Below are 20,271 nucleotides of genomic sequence, written 5' to 3'. Positions count from 1 at the left end.
GCACGACCATGTCGATCGACGTCAACAACGAGTCCGGAACCGAGGTCGACGAGCAGGCGATCCTCGACATCGCCCGCTACGCGCTCGCGCGGATGCGCATCCACCCGCTCTCCGAGCTCTCGGTGATCGTCGTGGACGCCGACGCCATGGAGCAGCTGCACATCCAGTGGATGGACCTGCCGGGGCCGACGGACGTCATGTCCTTCCCGATGGACGAGCTGCGTCCGCCGTCGAAGGACGACGACGAGCCCCCGCAGGGCCTGCTCGGCGACATCGTGCTGTGTCCCGAGGTGGCCGCCAAGCAGGGCGCCGAGGCTCGGACGCAGCACTCCATGGACGAGGAGCTCCAACTGCTCACCGTCCACGGAGTGCTGCACCTGCTCGGCTACGACCACGAGGAGCCCGACGAGAAGGCCGAGATGTTCGGTCTCCAGGCGGCCATCGTGGACGGCTGGCGTGCGGAGAGGGGCCTGACCGGCCCGTCCCCGGCCCCGACCGTGTCATGAGCCTCGCCCTGCTCTCGGGCGCGGTCGCCCTGGTCGTCGTGGCGTGGCTCGCCGCCTGCGCGGAGGCGGGCCTCGCGCGCGTGTCCAGCTTCCGCGCCGAGGAGGCGGTGCGCTCGGGCCGGCGCGGCAGCGCCAAGCTGGCGCAGGTCGCCGCCGACCCGACGCGCTACCTGAACATGGCGCTGCTGGTGCGGGTGGCGTGCGAGATGGCCGCCGCCGCGCTGGTCACCTACGCCTGCCTGAAGGAGTTCCCGAGCACCGTCGAGGCGCTGCTGATCGCCATCGGCGTCATGGTGCTGGTGTCGTACGTCGCCGTCGGGGTCTCCCCGCGCACCATCGGGCGCCAGCATCCGCTGAACACGGCCACGGTCGCGGCGTACGTGCTGCTGCCGCTGGCCAGGATCATGGGACCGCTGCCGTCGCTGCTGATCCTCATCGGCAACGCCCTCACCCCCGGCAAGGGATTCCGCCGCGGCCCCTTCGCCTCCGAGGCGGAGCTGCGCGCGCTGGTCGACCTCGCCGAGAAGGAGTCGCTGATCGAGGACGACGAGCGCCGCATGGTGCACTCCGTGTTCGAACTGGGCGACACGCTCGTGCGGGAGGTGATGGTGCCGCGCACCGACCTGGTCGTCATCGAGCGGTACAAGACCATCCGGCAGGCCCTCACCCTCGCGCTGCGCTCCGGCTTCTCGCGCATCCCGGTCACGGGCGAGAGCGAGGACGACATCGTCGGGATCGTGTACCTGAAGGACCTGGCCCGCAAGACGCACATCAGCCGCGAGGCGGAGAGCGAGCTGGTGTCCACGGCGATGCGGCCCGCGCACTTCGTCCCGGACACCAAGAACGCCGGCGACCTGCTGCGCGAGATGCAGAAGCAGCGCACCCACGTCGCCGTCGTGATCGACGAGTACGGCGGCACGGCCGGGATCGTCACCATCGAGGACATCCTGGAGGAGATCGTCGGGGAGATCACCGACGAGTACGACCGGGAGCTGCCGCCCGTGGAGGATCTGGGCGAGGACCGCTACCGCGTCACCGCCCGCCTCGACATCGGCGACCTGGGCGAGCTGTACGGGCTGGAGGAGTTCGACGACGAGGACGTCGAGACCGTCGGCGGACTGCTGGCCAAGGCGCTCGGCCGGGTGCCCATCGCCGGGGCGTCGTCGGTGGTGGAACTGCCCGACGGCCGTGAGCTGCGGCTGACCGCGGAGGCGGCGGCCGGGCGGCGCAACAAGATCGTCACCGTGCTGTCCGAGCCCGTCCTGTCCGAGGTCCCGCACCAGGAGGAGCCGCACCCGGCATGACGCCCCAGGAGTTGCGCGCCCTGTGCCTGTCCTTCAACGCCGCCGTCGAGGACTTCCCGTTCCGCCCGGAGATCTCCGTCTTCAAGGTGGGCGGCAAGCTCTTCGCGCTGAGCGAGCTCGACGCGCGGCCCCTGAAGGTCAACCTGAAGTGCGACCCCGAGGACGCCGTCCGGCTGCGCGCCGGGCATCCGGGTCTCATCGTCCCCGGCTGGCACATGAACAAGCGGCACTGGAACACCGTCACGGCCGACGGCGACCTCTCCGACCGTCTGGTGCGGGAGCTGGTCGAGGACTCCTACGACCTGGTGGTGGCCGGTCTGCCGCGCGCCGAGCGGCTCCGTCTGGACCGCCCCTGAGCGGTCACCGGCCGGTTGTTCGTATGCTCTGGCCATGACCGACAGCAGCGTGCTTGACCCCGAGGACCGAAAGATCGTCACCCTGGCCCGTTCCGCGCGGGCCCGCAACGGCGTGCCGGAGGGGGCCGCCGTACGGGACGAGACCGGGCGGACGTATGTCGCGGGCAGCGTGGACCTTCCGTCGCTGAAGCTCAGCGCGCTCCGGACGGCCGTGGCGATGGCGGTGGCGTCCGGGGCGAAGTCGCTGGAGGCGGCGGCGGTCGTCACCGGGGCGGAGACCGCCTCCGACGAGGACCGGGCCGCCGTGCGCGACCTGGGCGGCCCGCAGACCCCGGTGCTGGTGGCCGGTCCGGACGGAACCGTCCGGACCACCGTCACCGCGGGCTGAGCCGCTGCCTCACAGGGCGTCGGGACCGCGTTCGCCGGTGCGGACGCGGACCACCGTGTCCACCGGCAGCGCCCACACCTTGCCGTCGCCGATCTTGCCGGTCTGCGCGGCCTTCACGATCGTGTCGATCACGGTGTCCGCGTCCGCGTCCTCGACCACGACCTCGACGCGGACCTTGGGCACCAGGTCGATCTGGTACTCGGCGCCCCGGTAGACCTCGGTGTGGCCGCGCTGCCGGCCGTAACCGCTGGCCTCGCTCACGGTGAGGCCGTGGATGCCGATCTCCTGGAGCGCGTTCTTGACCTCGTCGAGCCGGTACGGCTTGACGATCGCGGTGATGAGCTTCATGCCTGGTCGACCTTCTTGGCGGGAGAGACGAGGGGGGACGAGGTGACCGGGACGCCGTGACCGCCCGGGACCCCGTGATCGTAGGCCGTCTCGGCGTGCACCGTAAGGTCCAGGCCGGTGTGCTCCTGCTCCTCGCTCGCCCGGAAGCCCATCACCCGGTCGATCAGCCGGGCGATGCCGTAGGTGACGCAGAAGGCGTACGCCCCGACCGCGGCCACGGCCACCAGCTGCCGGCCGAGCTGCCCGAGCCCGCCCCCGTACAGCAGCCCCTCCGTGCCGCCGGTCATCTCCGACACGGCGAAGACGCCGATCAGCAGCGTGCCGATCACGCCGCCCACCAGGTGGACGCCGACGACGTCGAGCGAGTCGTCGTAGTTCAGCCGGAACTTCCAGCTCACCGCGTACGAGCAGACGACGCCCGCCGTGAGGCCCACGACCAGCGCGCCGAGCAGCGACACCGAGCCGCAGGACGGGGTGATCGCGACCAGGCCGGCCACCGCGCCGGACGCCGCGCCCAGCGTGGTCGCGTGGCCGTCGCGCCTCTGCTCCACGAACAGCCAGCCGAGCAGGCCGGTGCAGCCGGCGGCGAGGGTGTTGAGGAAGGCGGCGGCGGCCAGCCCGTTGGCGCCGAGCGCCGAGCCCGCGTTGAAGCCGAACCAGCCGAACCACAGCAGGCCCGCGCCGAGCATGACCAGGGGCAGGTTGTGCGGGCGCATCGCGTCCTTCTTGAAGCCCAGCCGCGGCCCGAGCACCAGGCACAGGGCGAGTCCGGAGGCGCCGGAGGTGATCTCGACGGGCAGTCCGCCCGCGAAGTCGAGCGCGCCGAGCCTCTCGAGGATCCAGCCGCCGGGTCCCCACGTCCAGTGCGCGACCGGGACGTATACCAGCAGCGCCCACACCGGCACGAACACCAGCCAGGCCCCGAACTTCGCCCGGTCCGCGATCGCGCCGCTGATCAGCGCGGCGGTGATGATCGCGAAGGTGAGCTGGAAGGTGGCGAACAGCAGCGTCGGGACGGTGCCCTGGACGCTGTCCGGGCCGAGGCCGGCCATCCCGGCGTGCTCCAGGCCGCCGATCAGCCCGGCGAAGGAGTCCTCGCCGAAGGCCAGCGAGTATCCGGCGGCCAGCCACACCACGGTGACCAACGCGATCGACACGAAGCTCATCATCAGCATGTTGAGGACGCTCTTCGTGCGGACCATGCCGCCGTAGAAGAGGGCGAGGCCCGGCGTCATCAGCAGGACCAGGGCGGTGGCGGCGAGCAGCCAGGCGGTGTCGCCGCTGTCGAGTGCGGGGGCCGCTTCGGCGGCCGACGTCACGGTCACGGTGTCTCCAACGGGTGCGGGTGGGTCAGAGGGTCACCGCTGTGCGTTTCCGGTCGCGTACGGCCGTGTTTCCGTGACGTTTCGTTGCGTCGGGGTTACCGGAAGCTCACCGAACGGAGGGAGTGTGCGCGACGGTACGGCAGGGCGTCGGGGATCAGGGACAATGGCGCCATGAGCGTGCGTACCGAGTCATCCGAGCAGCCTGCCGACACTGTCCACCGGGCCGGCTTCGCCTGCTTCGTGGGCCGCCCCAACGCGGGCAAGTCCACCCTCACGAACGCTCTGGTCGGGCAGAAGGTGGCGATCACCTCGAACCGGCCCCAGACCACGCGGCACACCGTGCGCGGCATCGTGCACCGCCCCGACGCGCAGCTGATCCTGGTGGACACGCCGGGGCTGCACAAGCCGCGCACGCTGCTCGGCGAGCGGCTGAACGACGTCGTGCGCACGACGTGGGCCGAGGTCGACGTCATCGGCTTCTGCCTGCCGGCGAACGAGAAGCTGGGCCCCGGCGACCGCTTCATCGCCAAGGAACTCGCCGCGATCAAGAAGAGCCCCAAGGTCGCCATCGTCACCAAGACCGACCTGGTCGACTCCAAGACCCTGGCCGAGCAGCTCATCGCCATCGACCAGCTCGGCAGGGAGCTGGGCATGGAGTGGGCGGAGATCGTGCCGGTGTCGGCCGTCGGGGACCAGCAGGTCGACCTGCTCGCCGATCTGCTCATCCCGCTGCTCCCGGAGGGTCCCGCCCTCTACCCGGAGGGCGACCTGACCGACGAGCCGGAGCAGGTGATGGTGGCCGAGCTGATCCGCGAGGCCGCCCTGGAGGGCGTGCGCGACGAGCTGCCGCACTCCATCGCGGTGGTCGTGGAGGAGATGCTCCCGCGCGAGGACCGCCCGGCGGACCGGCCGCTGCTCGACATCCACGCCAACGTCTACATCGAGCGCCCCAGTCAGAAGGGCATCATCATCGGCCCCAAGGGCAAGCGGCTGAAGGAGGTCGGGATCAAGTCCCGGCAGCAGATCGAGGCCCTGCTCGGCACGCCCGTCTTCCTGGACCTGCACGTCAAGGTCGCCAAGGACTGGCAGCGGGACCCGAAGCAGCTGCGCAAGCTGGGCTTCTGAGCGCCGCGTCCCAGAGCGTTACGGGCCCTGCGGCTCAGAGCGGGAGGAGCTTCACGCGGCGGCCGCAGAGCTTGGCGCCCTCCCCTTTCCCGCGTCGATCAACGCGCCCGCGAACCAAAGGAGACGCCCCCCTGCTGCGCCGCCAGCACCTCCCGCAGCCACCCGAACGACGCCTTCGGAGTGCGGCGTTGCGTGGTGAAGTCGACGTGGACCAGGCCGAAGCGGCGGGCGTAGCCCTCGGCCCACTCGAAGTTGTCCAGCAGCGACCAGACGAAGTAGCCGCGCACGTCCACCCCGGCTCGCAGCGCGTCGTGCAGGGCGCGGATGTGGGCGTCCAGGTAGGCGATGCGATCGGTGTCGTCGACGCCGTCGTAGGCGCAGCCGTTCTCGGTGATGACCACCGGCGGCAGGCGGTCGCCGTAGCGGTCGCGGAAGGCGGTGAGCAGCTCGGTCAGCGCCTCCGGCACCACCGGCCAGCCGAAGCCGGTCACCGGGACGCCCTCGATCTCCCGTACGGAGAAGGGGAGTCCGGCCGGCATCCGCACCCCGCCGAAGTCGATGCCGGCGCCCTGCGGGGCGCCCACCCGGGTCGGCGCGTAGTAGTTCACGCCGTACCAGTCCAGGGGCTCGGCGATGACCTCCAGGTCGGCCGCCACGTCCCCGGGCATCAGCTCGCCGATGCCCTCGGGGTAGCGGCCGAGCAGCAGCGGGTCGGCGAAGAGGCGGTTGAGCAGGACGTCGTAGAACTCCGCCGCCTCCAGGTCGGCGCTCTCCCGCGACGCCGGCCATGTCGGGCCGTGGGAGTTGGCGATGCCGATGTCGCTCCCCCCGGCCGCGCGCAGCGCCCGTACGGCCAGGCCGTGCGCCAGCAACTGGTGGTGGGCCACCGGCAGCGCGTCGAACAGCAGTCGCTTGCCGGGGGCGTGGACGCCGAGGGCGTGGCCCAGGAGGGTGTGCTCGGCGGGCTCGTTGAGCGTGATCCACTTTGTCACGCGATCGCCGAGCCGCGCCGCGACCACCGCCGCGTACTGGGCGAACCGCTCGGCCGTCTCCCGCCGAAGCCAGTCCAGCTCCGCCGGCAGGTCCCAGTGGAAGAGCGTCGGCACGGGTCGCACCCCGGCTGCGCACAGCTCGTCCACCAGGCGGTCGTAGAAGTCCAGCCCGCCCGGGGTGTTCACCCGCGGCCAGGAGACCGAGAACCGGTACGCGTCCACGCCCAGGTCCGCCAGCAGCGCCACGTCCTCGCGGTAGCGGCGGACGTGGTCGCAGGCGACGGCCGCCGTGGAGCCGTCCTTCACCCGCCCCGGCTCGGCCGTGAACGCGTCCCACACCGAGGGAGCGCGCTGGTCCGCCGCCCCCTCGATCTGGTGGGCGGACGTCGAGGCGCCCCACAGGAATCCGTCCGGGAACCGGGGTATCGGGTCGGCCGTCATGGACCGGATCATCCGCACGGCGCCCGGACCGCGTCAACGCCCCCGACCGAGGGGCGACTTACGCGCCTTCCTTCAGCACCTTCGAGATCAGCAGGCGCTGTTCCTCCGTCAGCCCGGGGTCGGCGGCGTGCACCGTCGTGCCGTCGACGGTGATCTCGTAGCCGAACCCGTCGGGCACTCCGGTCACGGCGGCGCCCCGGCCGGAGGCGAGCACCCGCTCGGCCAGGGCGTGCCACTCCGCGGCGTCGGGCCGCCCGGCGGTGTCCACCTCCGCCCGCCGCTCGATGCCCGCGAAGCCTCCGGTGCGCAGTACCTCGATCCGCATGGGATGTGTCTAGTACGGATCTACTGCGTGCGCACCCCCACCCGCTCCCAGGCCTTGGAGACCGCGTCGAACTCGTCCCCCGCTCCGAAGCGCTCCTCGGCCGCCGCCACGGTCAGCTTGGCGAAGTCCGCGAAGGTCGCCTTCTGCTTGAGCTTGCCGCCGGTCAGGACGTCGTACCAGATCTGCCCGGCCCGCTCCCAGGCCCGGCCGCCCAGCTCGGTCGCCGCGAGGTAGAAGGCGTGGTTGGGGATGCCGGAGTTGATGTGGACGCCGCCGTTGTCGCGGCCGGTGTGGACGTAGTCGTCCATCGTCGCGGGCTGGGGGTCCTTGCCGAGGACGTCGTCGTCGTAGGCCGTGCCGGGGGCCTTCATCGAGCGCAGCGCGACGCCGCTGACGCGCGGGGCGAGCAGTCCGGCGCCGATCAGCCAGTCGGCCTCGTCGGCGGTCTGGCCGAGCGTGAACTGCTTGACGAGGGCGCCGAAGACGTCGGACACCGACTCGTTCAGGGCGCCGGACTGGCCGAAGTAGGTGAGGTTCGCGGTGTGCTGGGTGACGCCGTGGGCGAGTTCGTGGCCGATGACGTCGACCGGGATGGTGAAGTCGAGGAAGATCTCGCCGTCACCGTCGCCGAACACCATCTGCTCGCCGTTCCAGAAGGCGTTGTTGTACTCGCGGTCGTAGTGCACGGTCGCGTCCAGCGGGAGGCCGTGGCCGTCGATCGAGTCGCGGGAGAAGGCCTGCCAGAACAGCTCGAAGGTGGCGCCGAGTCCGGCGTAGGCGCGGTTGACGGTGGCGTCCCGGCCGGGCTCGTCGCCCTCGCCGCGGACCTTGCGGCCGGGCAGCTCGGTGCCGTGCTCGGCGTCGTAGACGGTGCGGTGGGGCTTGCCGGCCTCGGCCCCGGCCGGGGTGGCGACGGCGGCCGCGCCGACGACGGTGGTCAGCCGGCGGCGGGTGCGCTCCAGGGCGTCGCGCTGGAGGGTGCGGCGGGCGGGGCCGGCGAGGACGGGGTCGCCGGCCTGCGCGAGGTGGTCGAGGACGTGGGGCGGGATGATCGTGCAGAAGACGGGCTCGAAGGTCCCGTGGGACGTCGTCATACTGCAACGATCGCACTCCGTGACGAGTGTGTCACTGGCCGCAATCATGATGGGCGAATTGCGCGCGGAGTCCTTCCGGTTGGCCGCCCGTCAGTGGTATACGGCACTTTTCATGAGCGGCGTCCCTTTCGTCCCTCCGGTCCCGCATACTGGAACAGGCCCGCGCACCCGGCGCGGCTCGGCTAGGCTGCGGAGCATCATGCGTTTCGGGCTGCTCCTTCTTAGCTGCCGCGGCGAGGGCCTGTAGTCGAGGCCGACCCCCTCCCCGCGGAGCTTGGCGTTGCGTCGTCGGCCGTCCTCCCGTCCTCTCCGGACACCGGACATCCCCTAGGAGCCCACGCATCATGGCCAACCGCCAGCAGCCCAGTTCCATGCCGATCCACAAGTACGGCCGCTACGAGCAGGTCGACATCCCCGACCGCACCTGGCCCGACCGGCGGATCACGGTCGCCCCGCGCTGGCTCTCCACCGACCTGCGCGACGGCAACCAGGCCCTGATCGACCCGATGTCCCCGGCGCGCAAGCGGGCCATGTTCGACCTGCTGGTCAAGATGGGCTACAAGGAGATCGAGGTCGGCTTCCCCGCCTCCGGGCAGACCGACTTCGACTTCGTGCGCTCGATCATCGAGGACGGGGACGCCATCCCCGAGGACGTGACGATCTCCGTCCTCACCCAGGCCCGCGAGGACCTGATCGAGCGGACCGTGGAGTCCCTGAAGGGCGCCCACCGCGCCACCGTGCACCTGTACAACGCCACCGCCCCCGTCTTCCGCCGGGTCGTCTTCCGCGGCTCCAGGGCCGACATCAAGCAGATCGCCGTCGACGGCACCCGCCTGGTCATGGAGTACGCCGACAAGCTGCTGGGCCCGGAGACGTCGTTCGGCTACCAGTACAGCCCGGAGATCTTCACCGACACCGAGCTGGACTTCGCGCTGGAGGTCTGCGAGGGCGTCATGGACGTCTGGCAGCCCGGCCCGGACCGCGAGATCATCCTGAACCTGCCGGCGACCGTCGAGCGCTCCACGCCGTCCACGCACGCGGACCGCTTCGAATGGATGCACCGCAACCTCTCCCGCCGCGAATACGTCTGCCTGTCCGTGCACCCGCACAACGACCGCGGCACCGCCGTCGCCGCCGCCGAGCTGGCGCTGATGGCCGGCGCCGACCGCGTCGAGGGCTGCCTGTTCGGCCAGGGCGAGCGCACCGGCAACGTCGACCTGGTCACCCTGGGCATGAACCTCTTCTCCCAGGGCGTCGACCCGCAGATCGACTTCTCCGACATCGACGAGATCCGTCGCACGTGGGAGTACTGCAACCAGATGGAGGTCCACCCGCGCCACCCGTACGTGGGCGACCTGGTCTACACGTCCTTCTCCGGCTCCCACCAGGACGCCATCAAGAAGGGCTTCGACGCGATGGAGGCCGACGCGAAGGCCAAGGGCGTCACCGTCGACGACATCGAGTGGGCCGTGCCGTACCTGCCGATCGACCCGAAGGACGTCGGCCGCTCCTACGAGGCCGTCATTCGCGTCAACTCGCAGTCCGGCAAGGGCGGCATCTCGTACGTCCTGAAGAACGACCACAAGCTGGACCTGCCGCGCCGGATGCAGATCGAGTTCTCGAGGATCATCCAGGCGAAGACGGACGCCGAGGGCGGCGAGATCACGCCGAAGGAGATCTGGGCGGTCTTCCAGGACGAGTACCTGCCGAACCCCGGGAACCCCTGGGGCCGCATCCAGGTCAAGAACGGCCAGTCGACGACCGACCGGGACGGGGTGGACACGCTCACCGTCGAGGCCACCGTCGACGGCGTGGACACCGTCCTGACCGGCACCGGCAACGGTCCGATCTCCGCCTTCTTCGACGCCCTCCAGGCCGTCGGCATCGACGTACGGCTGCTGGACTACCAGGAGCACACGATGAGCGAGGGCGCCTCCGCGCAGGCCGCCTCCTACATCGAATGCGCGATCGACGACAAGGTCCTGTGGGGCATCGGCATCGACGCCAACACCACGCGGGCCTCGCTGAAGGCGGTCGTCTCGGCTGTCAACCGCGCCGCCCGCTGACCAGCGGTTCCGTCCGTTTCGCGGGGCTCCGTCCGCCGATGTCCCGTGCTCTTCGGCGGCCGGGGCCCCGTCGTATACCGGCCAATCCCTGTGGAGGTCACGGAAAGGTCTCCACAGGGTACTGACTCCGCCTCCAGGATGTGGCTAACATCACGCCAGCGCGGCGATGTTGCCGTGGGGCTACGGGAGGTGCGACGTGCTGCCAGGACGGGGACGAGACGGCCGGGCCACCGGGGGTGCGCGCATCCTGGGCACCCGTACCGCGTGGACGCCCGTGGGCGACGGCGAGTTCTTCTGCCCCGGCTGCGGAGGCGACCGCAACTACCAGCGGCTCACCGGCCGCCGCCGCCTCACCGTGCTCGGCGTTCCGGTGCTGCCCCGCGGCGACGCCGGCCCGGTCGTGGAGTGCACGGCCTGCGGGCGCCACTTCGGGACCGACGTCCTCGACCACCCCACCACCACCCGCTTCTCCGCGATGCTCCGCGACGCCGTGCACACCGTCGCCCTCGCGGTCCTCGCCGCCGACGGCACCCGCACCCGCACGTCCCTGTCCGCCGCCGCCGGCACGGTCCGCGCGGCCGGCGTCACGGACTGCACCGAGGACCAGCTGAACGCCCTCGTGGAGGCCCTCGCCGCCGACACCGGCCGCATCTTCGGCGGCCCCTGCGGCCCCAGCCTGGCCATAGAGCTGCACGAGGCCCTCGACCCCCTCGCCCCGCACCTCGCCCCGGCCGGCCGTGAGTCGATCCTCCTCCAGGGCGCCCGCATCGCCCTGGCCGACGGCCCCTACAGCCAGGCCGAGCGGGAGGTCCTGGCGACGGTCGGCGCAGCCCTGACGATCACGACGGATGAGATCGACCGGCTGCTGACGGCGGCCCGGACACCGTCCTGACCGACCGGCCCGGACACCGTCCTGACCGACCCGGCGAAACCGCCGCCGATACTCCCCGGGGAGTGGTCCCGCCCGCGTGCCTCCCCCGGCAGTGGCCGCCAACTCGCCCTCCCGTCCGACGAATCGCCCGCCCCGCGCCGGGTGTCTGGAACCGCATCCAGACACCCGTCCCGGAGGGAGACGTCACCGAACGGGCCGGCGCCCTGCACCTGTCGGTCACCGACGACGGCGCAGGACCGCCCTCCGGGACCACGCCGGCTTCGGGCTCGTCGGCATGCGGGAGCGGGCCCGCAGCGTGGGCGGCTCCCCGGAGGCGGCCACGCGCCCGGAAGGGGGCTTCGCGGTGCACGCCGTGCTCCCGGCCCAGGCCACCGACCGGGAGGAGGGCCGGTGATCCGGGTCCTGCTCGCCGACGACCAGACCCTGGTGCGGGCGGCGTTCGCGATGCTCGTGGAGTCCACCCCGGACATGGAGGTCGTCGGCCAGGCGGGCACCGGCCGCCAGGCCGTGGAGCTGGCCCGTGCCGAACGCGCCGACCTGGTGGTGATGGACATCCGCATGCCGGACCTCGACGGCATCGAGACGACCCGGCTGATCACCGCCGACGAGGACCTGGCCGGCGTGAAGGTGCTGGTGCTCACCACGTACGACACCGACGAGCACATCGTGGAGGCGCTGCGCGCCGGGGCCTCCGGCTTCCTGGTGAAGGACACCCGGCCCGTCGACCTGCTGGACGCCATCCGCACGGTCGCCGCGGGCGAGGCCCTGCCGTCGCCCGGCCCGGCCTCCCAGCTGATCGCCCGCCTGCTGCGCAGCCTCTCCCTGCCGCCGACGGCCGGCCCCGAATGCCTGTCGGAGCGCGAGCGCGAGGTGCTGACGCTGGTGGCGCGGGGCCTGAACGACACCGAGATCGCCGAGGCCCTCGGCCTGAGCCCGCTGACCGCTAGGACGCACGTCAGCCGCATCATGGGCAAGCTCGGCGCGCGGGACCGGGCGCACCTGGTCATCGCCGCGTACGAGCCGGGGCTGGTGACGCCGGGGGCGGGTGAGCGTCCGGCCGGGACGAATCGGGCAGCATGGGACGCCCACCGTCCGACGACCAGTCAGGAAACCCCCCACCGATGAGACTTCTCGTCCGCGCCGCCCTGATCGCCGCCCTGGCCCTCCCCTCCACCCTCTCCCTCACGACTCCCGCATCGGCCGCCGTCTGCACCTCCGTGCCGTACGTCTCCGGCAAGGGCGGGTACGCCACCTACCGCATCCCCGCCGTCGTCACCACGGCCAGGGGGACCGTTCTGGCCTTCGCCGAGGGCCGGCGCGGCGGGAGCGGGGACAGCGGGGACATCGACGTGGTGCTGCGCCGCTCCACCGACGGCGGCTGCAGCTGGGGCCCGCTCGCGGTCGTCGCCGCCGGGAAGGGCGACACGCGCGGCAACCCGGCGCCCGTCGTGGACCCGAAGACCGGCGCGGTCGTGCTGCTGACCTCGTACAACGACGGCGCGGTGAGCGAGGCGCAGATCATGCGGGGCGAGGTGACGGCCGCGCAGGGGCGCCGGGTGTTCGTGCAGCGCAGCACGGACGACGGCGTCCGCTTCACCGCCCCGCGGGAGATCACGGCGTCGGTGAAGCGCCCCGGCTGGCGCTGGTACGCCACCGGCCCCGGCCACGCCGTCGCCCTCACCCGCGGCCCGCACGCCGGGCGCCTGGTGGTGCCCGCCAACCACTCCGCCGCCCCGCCGGCCGGCTCCTCCGACACCGGGGCGGAGCCCAAGTACTACGGCGGTCACGCGATCCTCAGCGACGACGGCGGGCAGACCTGGCGGCTCGGCTTCGTCGACGCCACCTACGACGGCGTCCACAACGCCAACGAGAGCACCGCCGCCCAACTTGGCGACGGCAGGCTGTACTTCTCCGCCCGCGACCAGCACGGCACCAGCACCGGCAACCGCCTCGACAGCCACTCGGGCGACGGTGGCGCCACCCTCGACCGCCCCTACGCCGTGCAGCCCACCCTCAACGACGTCCCCGCCGTCCAGGGGAGCGTCCTGCAGCCGCCCGGCCTCGTCGCCTCGCTGCTGTTCTCCGCGCCCTCGGTCCCCACCGAGCGCCGGTCCATGGCCGTGTGGCGCAGCAGCGACGCCGGGCGGACCTTCACCAGGGCGCTGACCCTGTCGGACCGGCGGGCCGCCTACTCGGACCTGGCGCAGGTGACGCGCAGCACGGTCGGCATCCTGTACGAGACGGGCGTGAACTCCCCCTACGAGACGATCGAGTACCGGCGGCTGGCGCTCGAGCAGCTCTCCCCGAGCCTCATCTGACGCCCGGTCCACAGCGGCCGTGGCGCCCCTACAGCAGCCCCGCCGCCGCCAGGTGCTTGCCCACCTCGGCCACCTCGTCCGCCGACAGCGGCACCTGGGGCTCCGCCGTGGCCGGGCAGTCGATGATCCCCCGCAGCCGCAGCGCCGCCTTGAACGCGCCCAGCGCCGACGAGCTGCCGCCCATCCGCGCGGGGGAGCCGACGCCGGTCAGGGCGAACAGGGCGCACAGCCGCTCCTGTTCGGCGCGCGCCCGCTGCCAGTCGCCGGCGCGGCACAGGCGGTCGAGGCGGACGTAGCCGTGCGGGTCGACGTTGGCGAGGCCCGGCACCGAGCCGTGGGCGCCGAGGGCGAGGGCCGCGTCGACGAGGACCTCCGAGCCGGTGAGGACGGCGAAGCCGGGCAGCGCGCGGGCGCCGGCCAGTACCTCGCGGAAGGGGCCCAGCTCGCCGCTGGAGTCCTTCAGCCCGGCCAGCACCCCGTCGGCGGCCAGCTCCAGCACCAGGGCGGCGGGGAGCTTGGTGCGGACGGCGACCGGGATGTCGTAGGCGAGAACCGGGACGGGACAGGCGGCGGCGACCAGGCGGTAGTGGCGGGCGATCTCGGCCGGGTGGGTGCGGGTGTAGAAGGGCGCGGTGACGACGACGGCGTCCGCGCCGGCCGCGGTCACCGCCCGGACGTGCTCCAGGACGCGCGGGGTCGTCATGTCGATCGCGCCGGCCAGCAGCGGCAGCCGGCCGCCCAGGTGACCGGCGACGGCCCGGACGACCGACTCGCGCTGCCGGTCCGTCAGATACGCCGCCTCCGACGTCGAGCCCAGCACGAACACGCCGGCCACCCCCGCGGACGTGACGTGATCGACCAGCCGGAGCAGCGAGCCGACGTCCACCTCGCCCTGCGCTGTCAGGGGCGTGCACAGGGGCGGGACGACGCCGGTCAGCGGGGCGGGGAGCGTCATGCGCCCGGCTCCTCGGAGCGCGGCCGGGCCTGGCCGACCAGGTCGCCGGTCGCCTCGTCCTCCCCGACCGGATGATGGCAGCGGAACCGGTGCCCCGGCGCCGACGCCTGTGCGAAGTCCGGCATCTCCCGCGCGCACACGGCGTCCGCCTTCCAGCAGCGCGTCCGGAACGGGCACCCGCTCGGCGGGCGGGTCGCCGAGGGGACGGGACCGGCCAGCGGGATCGGCTCGATGGGGTGCAGCAGGCCCGGCGTCGCCGAGAACAGGGCGCGGGTGTACGGGTGCCGGGCGCGGTCGGTGACCCGCCCGGCGGGGGACTCCTCCACGATCCGGCCGAGGTACATGGTGATCACCCGGTCGCTCATGCGGCGCACGGTCTGGATGTCGTGCGAGACGAACACCAGCGCCAGCCCGAGGCGTTCCTTCAGGTCGAGCAGCAGGTTCAGGATCTGGGCGCGCACCGACACGTCCAGCGCGCTCGTCGGCTCGTCCGCCACCACCAGCTCGGGGTCCAGGGCGAGGGCGCGGGCGATGGCCACGCGCTGGCGCTGGCCGCCGGACAGCTGTCCCGGCAGCCCGTCCGCGAGCGCCGCCGGCAGCCCGACCAGCGCCATCAACTCCCGTACCCGTTCCTCCCGTTGCGCGCGGGTGCCCCGGTCGTGCACGTCGAGCGGATCGCGCAGGATGCGGCGGACGGTCAGCCGGCGGTTCAGGGCGGTGGACGGGTCCTGGAAGATCATGCCGGTGCTGCCGCCGATCGCCGCGCGGCGGGCGGCGGGCGTCATGGTCCACACGTCGCGGCCCCGGAACGCCACCGTCCCGGACGTCGGCCGCTCCACCCCGACCAGCACCTTGGCCAGCGTCGACTTGCCGCACCCCGACTCGCCCACCACGCCGACCGTCTCGCCGGGCGCGACGGCGAGGTCGGCGCCGGTGAGCGCGTACACCCTGTCCCGGTGGAACAGTCCGCCGCCGCGCGCCTTGTGGACGACGTGCGCGTCCCGCAGCTCGATCAGCGCGCCGGGCGGGCGCACCGGGGTCTCGGCGGGCTGTGACGGTGCGGTCATGACAGGACCTCGCTCTCCGCGTCGCCGTCGCCCACCAGCACGATCGCCGGGTGGTGGCAGGCCGCCGTGTGGGTGGGGGCGCCGGCCAGGATCGGGGTGGTCGTACGGCACACCGCGCTCGCCATCGGGCAGCGGTCCGCGAACCGGCAGCCCGCCGGGAAGTCGGCCGGGGACGGCACCGTGCCCTTGATCTGCGTCATGCGCTCCGCCGCCGACTCCAGCGACAGGACGCTGCCGAGCAGCCCGCGCGTGTAGTGGTGGGCCGGCGCCGCCACCAGGTCGGCGGTCACGCCCGTCTCCACGATCTGCCCGCCGTACATCACCGCCACCCGATCGGTGACGTCCGCGACGAGCGCGAGGTCGTGGGAGACCAGGATCAGCGCGAAGCCCAGCTCGGCCCGCAGCCGCAGCAGCAGCTCCATGATCTGCGCCTGCACGGTCACGTCGAGGGCGGTCGTCGGCTCGTCGGCGACGATCAGGCCCGGCTCGCGGGACAGGGCCATGGCGATGAGCACGCGCTGGCGCTGGCCGCCGGAGAGTTCGTGCGGGTAGCTGCGCAGCGTGCGGCCGGGATCGAGGCCGACCAGGGCGAGCAGTTCGGCGGGGCTGCGCCGGCCGCCGCGCCGGACGACCTGCTTGAGCTGGGCGCGGATGGTCATCGCCGGGTTCAGGGAGGACAGGGCGTCCTGGTAGACCATCGCCATCTCGTGGCCGAGCAGCCTGCGCCGCGTCCGCGCCGGCTCGGCCGCCAGGTCCCGCCCGCGGAAGCGGACCTGGCCGCGCACCCGGGCGCCCTTGGGCTGCAGCCCCATGACGGTGAGCGCGGTCAGCGACTTCCCGCACCCCGACTCGCCCACCAGCCCCAGCACCTCGCCCGGGTGCACCTCGAAGCCGATGCCGTCCACGACGTCCACGCCCCCGTGCCGGCCCGGGAACCCGATGGCGAGGTTCTCCACCGCGAGCACCGGCGGCCCGGCCGGCCGGGGACGCGCCCGGCGCCGCAGCCGTTCGGCGGCCTCGGTCAGCCCCGGCAGCGGCACGACCCGCCCGCTGCCCGGCTCGGGCGTCTCCAGCCGGTCGCCCTTCCCGCCCCGCGCCTCCACGTCCCGCGCCGCCGGCGCCGCCCACGCGTCGGAGACGCCCTCGGACAGGATGTTCAGCGACAGCACGGTCACCAGCATCAGCAGCCCCGGGAACACGGTCGCCCACCAGCCGCCGGTGAGCACCATGTTCTTGCCGTCCGCGATCACGCTGCCCCACGACGGGTCCGGCGGCCTGACCCCCGCGCCGATGAACGACAGCGACGCCTCGAACACGATCGCCTCGGCCACCTGCACCGTGCAGAACACCAGCACGGGCGCGGCGCAGTTGACGGCCACGTGGCGCAGCACGATGTGCGGGGTGCGGGCGCCGATGACCCGCTCGGCGGTGACGTAGTCCTCGCCGTACTGGTCGAGCACGTTGGCGCGCACGACCCGGGCCACGGGCGGCGTGAACAGGAACGCGATGGCGCAGATCAGCACGGTGATCCCGCCGCCGAACACCGCGACGAGCACCGCCGCCAGCGCGATCCCCGGGAACGCCATCACCACGTCCAGGCAGCGCATCAGCGTCTCGTCCACGGCCCGTCGCGAGGTCGCCGCAACGGCCCCGATCAGCGCGCCGGCCATCAGCGCCAGCGCCGTCGCCCCCAGCCCGATCGCCAGCGACCAGCGCGCCCCGTACATCAACCGGCTCAGGATGTCCCGGCCGAGGCTGTCCTGGCCCATCCAGTGCTCGGCGGAGGGGCGGCCCGTGCTGTCGACGGGCGGCAGCTGCTCCAGCGGGTCGTAGGGCGCGAGGAGCGGCGCGAACAGGGCGGCCAGCACCACCAGCGCCAGGAAGCCGAGGGCGATCCTCGACAGCGGCGGCAGCCGGCGCGGGCCGCGCAGCCGGACGCCGGGGCGGGACAGGGCCTCGGTGAGGCGGGTGCGCGAGAGCATCAGGCCGCTTCCCTCAGTCGCGGGTTGACCAGGAGGTAGAGGACGTCGATGACGAGGTTGACCACGACGAATCCGGCCGCGGTGGTGAGGACGACGCCCTGCACGACGGCCGGGTCGCCGTTCTTCACGGCGTCGATCATCAGCTTGCCCATGCCGGGCAGCGAGAAGATCGTCTCGATGACGACCGCGCCGCCGAGCAGATAGCCGACGCGCAGGCCGAGCACGGTGAGCGGGTTGACCAGCGCGTTGCGCAGCACGTTGCGGCCCACGACGACGTGCGGCGGCAGTCCGCTGCCGATCGCGGTGCGCACGTAGTCCTTGTCCAGCTCCTCGACCACTGCCGTGCGCACGATCCGGGTCAGCTGCGCGGCCACCGGCAGGGAGAGGGCCAGCGCCGGCAGGGTCATCGTCCACAGCCAGCCGGTGACCGAGTCGCGCGGGTTGATGTAACCGCCGGTCGGGAACCGTCCGGCGTCCACGGCCAGGTACTGGATCATCAGCAGCGCCAGCCAGAAGCCCGGCGCGGCCACCCCGACCAGCGACACGACGCGGATGAACTGGTCCGCCGCCCGGTCCCGGAAGATCGCCGCGGTGACCCCGCCGAGCAGCGCCAGCACCACGGCGACGGTCAGGCCCAGGAAGGTGAGCTGGAGGGTGAGCGGCAGCGCGGTGGCGATCTGGTCGACCACCGCCTCCCGGGTGAGGGCGCTGGTGCCGAGGTCGCCGTGGAGCAGGTCGCCGACGAAGTGCAGATAGCGCAGCGGCAGCGGGTCGAGCAGCCCGTGCTCCTCGCGGAAGTCGTGGAGCTGCTCGGGGGTGGGGTTGGCGCCCTGGAAGAACGCGGACGCCGGGTCGACGTCCGAGAAGCGCATCACCAGGAACACGAACAGCACGATGCCGAGCATCAGCGGGACGAGCAGGAGGATGCGGCGGGCCAGGATCCTGACGACGGTGGTCACGGGCGACTCCCGGGGGTTTTCAGACCCACTTGGCCTGGAGCAGATTGATTCCGGGGTACGGCTGCGGCCTTATCCCGGCCAGCCGCCCGGGGTCCCAGGCCGTCATCAGCTCGTTGTGCACGACCGGGTAGAGCACGGCCTGTTCGGCGACGACGTCGACGCAGTCCTGGATCATCGCCCGCTTGCGGTCCGGGTCGCTCTCGCGCGTCGCCCGGTCCATCGCGGCGAACAGCCGCCGCGCGACCGGGTCGCCGGCCCAGCGGGCGTAGCCCATCCAGAGGTTGGCGGGTCCGTAGTTGTACCGCAGGATCAGATCGGCGTCGAGGCCGAACTGGTTGGGGTTGGAGGCGGCGGCCACCACCTGGAAGTCCCGCTTCTGGTCGAGCTTGGTGAAGACGGCCGTGGTCTCCTGCGGCGTCAGCGAGGTCTCCACGCCGACGGCGTCCCAGCCGGCCTTCACGGTCGGCAGGCAGTCCACGATCCAGCTGAGGTTGACGGCGAGGAGGTCGACCTCGAGCCGGCGGACCCCGGCCTCCTTCAGCAGCCGCCGGGCCCGGTCGGGGTCGTAGCCGTAGACGGTGCGCGCCCGCCGGTACGCCGGATTGCCCTCGTCGAGGAACGACGTCGCGGGTCGGCCGTGCCCCTTCAGGGCGACCTCGACGATCTGCTCGCGGTCGATGGCGTAGTGCAGCGCCTGCCGGACCCGTACGTCGCCGAAGGGCTCGTGCGCCGTGTTGAACAGCAGGAACAGGTTGTTCATCCCGGCCCCGCCGGCCACCGTCATTCCGTCCTCGCGCAGGTGGCCGATGTTGGCGTACGGAATGTTGTCCGAGATCTGCGCCCCCGCGCGGGCCCCGGAGACGCGGGCCACGCGGGAGGAGGCGTCCACGATCGACAGCCAGTTCATCCGGCGGAACGCGGGTGGCCGGGGGCCGTTGTAGCCGTCGTGTGCCTCGAAGACGGTGTTGGACTTCGGGTGGTGCGCGGTCTGCCGGTACGGCCCCGAGCCGACCGCCAGCCCTTTGATCGCCTCGTCCCAGGCGCCGGGGCGGGAGAAGACGTGTTTGGGCATCACCTTCGCCAGGGTGAGGCGGGCGAGCCCGTCCGGGAACGGGAACTTCAGGGCCAGCTCGACGGTCCGCCGGTCGACCCGGCGGACCCGCTCCAGCCAGCTCTCGAAGAAGCCCTTGCCGAGGGTCGGCACCTTCGGGTCGAGGAGCCGGTCGAAGACGAACACCACGTCGTCGGCGGTGACCGGCCTCCCGTCGTGGAAGGTGGCCCCCTCGCGGAGCGTGAACCGCCACAGCGTGCTGCGGTCCGGGTCCTCGGGCAGGGCGGTCGCCAGCGCGGGGTAGGGCTCGCGGGAGATGGGGTCGGTGTCGAGCAGCCCCTCGTAGATGTGGTGGTTGCCCGCCATGCAGAACGCGGACGCCGTCTGCGTCGGGTCCCAGCTGCCGTCGTTGCCGTACCCGATGACCGCGGTCAGCGTGCGCTCCCGCTCGCTGCCGCCGCCGACGTCGATGGTGGATTCCGGCCCCAGCGAACACGCCGTCAGGGCGGCCGGGGAGAGCCCGAGCGCCCCGGCGCACTTCAGCAGCGAGCGGCGGGGCACCGTCGGCGGCGTGTCGCGCACGGGGGCCTCCAGCGGGGGTGGGGGGCGGAGGAACTGACGGGGCGGACGGGAGGGGCAAATGGTATGTAAAGTGGATCTTATATCTTCTGTCGGTCGGCGTGACCATAGGAGCGGCCGTCCGGGTGGTCAAGGGACGCCGTGGGGCGGGGCGGGGCGGGGCGGGCGGATCCGGACAGGCCGGGGCGTGGGCGGTGG

The 20,271-nt window shown here is 72.6% G+C and carries 19 protein-coding genes; 9 read left to right on the top strand and 10 right to left on the bottom strand.

Annotated elements, in window-relative coordinates:
* The first annotated feature begins 8 nt into the window (after positions 1–8).
* From ybeY to ABZY13_RS06355, 4 genes are read left to right on the top strand one after another with little or no spacing between them, the layout of a single operon-like run.
* Positions 9–506: an rRNA maturation RNase YbeY gene (gene ybeY / locus ABZY13_RS06370; RefSeq protein WP_356627715.1), complete on the top strand. Its 498-nt coding sequence runs from the start codon at positions 9–11 to the stop codon at positions 504–506.
* On the top strand, positions 503–1,810 hold the full coding sequence (locus ABZY13_RS06365) for a hemolysin family protein (protein WP_356627714.1): 1,308 nt from the start codon (positions 503–505) through the stop codon (positions 1,808–1,810). Before ybeY ends, ABZY13_RS06365 begins: the two co-directional genes overlap by 4 nt.
* On the top strand, positions 1,807–2,166 hold the full coding sequence (locus tag ABZY13_RS06360; protein ID WP_356627713.1) for an MmcQ/YjbR family DNA-binding protein: 360 nt from the start codon (positions 1,807–1,809) through the stop codon (positions 2,164–2,166). Before ABZY13_RS06365 ends, ABZY13_RS06360 begins: the two co-directional genes overlap by 4 nt.
* A gap of 34 nt (positions 2,167–2,200) precedes the next feature.
* The gene (locus ABZY13_RS06355; RefSeq protein ID WP_356627712.1) at positions 2,201–2,554 is read left to right on the top strand and encodes a cytidine deaminase; all 354 of its coding nucleotides are present in this window, start codon (positions 2,201–2,203) and stop codon (positions 2,552–2,554) included.
* Between the two features lie 9 nt (positions 2,555–2,563).
* Here ABZY13_RS06355 and ABZY13_RS06350 read toward each other — a convergent pair whose 3' ends face one another.
* Entirely contained in the window at positions 2,564–2,902 is a 339-nt protein-coding gene (locus ABZY13_RS06350) for a P-II family nitrogen regulator (protein ID WP_356627711.1), read from the bottom strand.
* Positions 2,899–4,221, bottom strand: coding sequence for an ammonium transporter (locus tag ABZY13_RS06345; RefSeq protein WP_356627769.1), 1,323 nt, complete (start codon positions 4,219–4,221; stop codon positions 2,899–2,901). The genes ABZY13_RS06350 and ABZY13_RS06345 overlap by 4 nt, the downstream gene beginning before the upstream one ends.
* 177 nt (positions 4,222–4,398) lie before the next feature.
* Here ABZY13_RS06345 and era point away from each other — a divergent pair, with 177 nt between their 5' ends.
* Complete coding sequence (gene era / locus ABZY13_RS06340) at positions 4,399–5,352, top strand: GTPase Era (protein ID WP_356627710.1); 954 nt, start codon at positions 4,399–4,401, stop codon at positions 5,350–5,352.
* A 98-nt stretch (positions 5,353–5,450) separates the two neighbouring features.
* On the opposite strand, the gene ABZY13_RS06335 is transcribed toward era, so the two are convergent.
* From ABZY13_RS06335 to ABZY13_RS06325, 3 genes are read right to left on the bottom strand one after another with little or no spacing between them, the layout of a single operon-like run.
* Entirely contained in the window at positions 5,451–6,785 is a 1,335-nt protein-coding gene (locus ABZY13_RS06335; RefSeq protein WP_356627709.1) for a GH1 family beta-glucosidase, read from the bottom strand.
* A 58-nt stretch (positions 6,786–6,843) separates the two neighbouring features.
* Positions 6,844–7,110: a protealysin inhibitor emfourin gene (locus ABZY13_RS06330; protein ID WP_356627708.1), complete on the bottom strand. Its 267-nt coding sequence runs from the start codon at positions 7,108–7,110 to the stop codon at positions 6,844–6,846.
* A 20-nt stretch (positions 7,111–7,130) separates the two neighbouring features.
* Positions 7,131–8,204, bottom strand: a complete 1,074-nt coding sequence (locus tag ABZY13_RS06325; RefSeq protein WP_356627707.1) for a M4 family metallopeptidase — start codon at positions 8,202–8,204, stop codon at positions 7,131–7,133.
* Between the two features lie 344 nt (positions 8,205–8,548).
* On the opposite strand from ABZY13_RS06325, the gene leuA reads away from it, so the two are divergent.
* The 4 genes from leuA to ABZY13_RS06305 all read left to right on the top strand — a co-directional run bounded on the left by leuA (position 8,549) and on the right by ABZY13_RS06305 (position 13,480).
* Positions 8,549–10,270 carry a 2-isopropylmalate synthase gene (leuA, locus tag ABZY13_RS06320; RefSeq protein WP_356627706.1) on the top strand — a complete coding sequence of 574 codons (1,722 nt, stop codon included), beginning with the start codon at positions 8,549–8,551 and terminating at the stop codon, positions 10,268–10,270.
* Between the two features lie 196 nt (positions 10,271–10,466).
* The gene (locus ABZY13_RS06315; protein WP_356627705.1) at positions 10,467–11,162 is read left to right on the top strand and encodes a TerB family tellurite resistance protein; all 696 of its coding nucleotides are present in this window, start codon (positions 10,467–10,469) and stop codon (positions 11,160–11,162) included.
* Between the two features lie 390 nt (positions 11,163–11,552).
* The gene (locus ABZY13_RS06310; RefSeq protein ID WP_356627704.1) at positions 11,553–12,287 is read left to right on the top strand and encodes a response regulator transcription factor; all 735 of its coding nucleotides are present in this window, start codon (positions 11,553–11,555) and stop codon (positions 12,285–12,287) included.
* Positions 12,284–13,480 (top strand): sialidase family protein, encoded by a 1,197-nt coding sequence (locus ABZY13_RS06305; RefSeq protein WP_356627703.1) that lies wholly within the window; start codon positions 12,284–12,286, stop codon positions 13,478–13,480. The genes ABZY13_RS06310 and ABZY13_RS06305 overlap by 4 nt, the downstream gene beginning before the upstream one ends.
* 28 nt (positions 13,481–13,508) lie before the next feature.
* Here the strand turns inward: ABZY13_RS06305 and ABZY13_RS06300 are convergent, their stop codons facing one another.
* From ABZY13_RS06300 to ABZY13_RS06280, 5 genes are read right to left on the bottom strand one after another with little or no spacing between them, the layout of a single operon-like run.
* Positions 13,509–14,435 (bottom strand): dihydrodipicolinate synthase family protein, encoded by a 927-nt coding sequence (locus tag ABZY13_RS06300; RefSeq protein ID WP_356627702.1) that lies wholly within the window; start codon positions 14,433–14,435, stop codon positions 13,509–13,511.
* Positions 14,432–15,502: an ABC transporter ATP-binding protein gene (locus tag ABZY13_RS06295; RefSeq protein WP_356627701.1), complete on the bottom strand. Its 1,071-nt coding sequence runs from the start codon at positions 15,500–15,502 to the stop codon at positions 14,432–14,434. The genes ABZY13_RS06300 and ABZY13_RS06295 overlap by 4 nt, the downstream gene beginning before the upstream one ends.
* On the bottom strand, positions 15,499–17,484 hold the full coding sequence (locus tag ABZY13_RS06290; RefSeq protein WP_356627700.1) for a dipeptide/oligopeptide/nickel ABC transporter permease/ATP-binding protein: 1,986 nt from the start codon (positions 17,482–17,484) through the stop codon (positions 15,499–15,501). The genes ABZY13_RS06295 and ABZY13_RS06290 overlap by 4 nt, the downstream gene beginning before the upstream one ends.
* A complete protein-coding gene (locus ABZY13_RS06285; protein WP_356627699.1) occupies positions 17,484–18,443 on the bottom strand; it encodes an ABC transporter permease in 960 nt (319 codons plus the stop codon). Before ABZY13_RS06285 ends, ABZY13_RS06290 begins: the two co-directional genes overlap by 1 nt.
* Before the next feature lie 19 nt (positions 18,444–18,462).
* The gene (locus tag ABZY13_RS06280) at positions 18,463–20,076 is read right to left on the bottom strand and encodes an ABC transporter substrate-binding protein (RefSeq protein WP_356627698.1); all 1,614 of its coding nucleotides are present in this window, start codon (positions 20,074–20,076) and stop codon (positions 18,463–18,465) included.
* Positions 20,077–20,271: the final 195 nt, after the last annotated feature.

It is taken from the genome of Streptomyces sp. NPDC006610 (assembly GCF_040611575.1).
GTDB lineage: Bacteria > Actinomycetota > Actinomycetes > Streptomycetales > Streptomycetaceae > Streptomyces.
The sequence above is the reverse complement of the archived record's forward strand: the minus strand, read 5'-3'. Positions and strand labels throughout refer to the sequence as shown.